Source organism: Streptococcus suis (assembly GCF_002964045.1).
Lineage (GTDB): Bacteria > Bacillota > Bacilli > Lactobacillales > Streptococcaceae > Streptococcus > Streptococcus suis_U.
Genome location: NZ_POPB01000494.1, coordinates 1 through 389 on the forward strand (window position 1 = coordinate 1; position 389 = coordinate 389).

General features: G+C 42.7%; 1 protein-coding gene. It reads right to left on the reverse strand.

Going from position 1 to position 389, the window contains the following annotated elements; all coding sequences use genetic code 11:
* Positions 1-389 (reverse strand): F0F1 ATP synthase subunit gamma (locus tag C1E99_RS12220; RefSeq protein ID WP_193441816.1); only part of this gene is annotated, 389 nt, incomplete at both ends.

Genomic DNA, 389 nt, shown 5'->3' on the forward strand with positions numbered 1-389 from the left:
GGTTATCTGCTAAACCGCGCAATTCAAAGACAGGATTGATACCACGAGCACGGAAAAAATCTGCTCCCATACTACCAATGGCAATAATCTCATACTCATCTTTCGAGTCATGGTCCTGTTCAATCATCCCCATCACAGCCTTCAAGATACTAGAATTATATGAACCTTTTAGTCCACTGTCAGAGGTAATGACAATATAACCCGATTTTTGAACTGGACGGCGAATCAGCATTGGATTGCTTGTATCTGAAGCCATCAATTCTCCACGTAAGAGATCCGTTGTAATCTGACGAACCTTACTAGCGTAGATCTGAAAGGATTGCGCTAATTGCTCTGATTTGGCTAATTTAGAAGCCGAAACCATCTGCATGGCACCGGTGATTTGACTG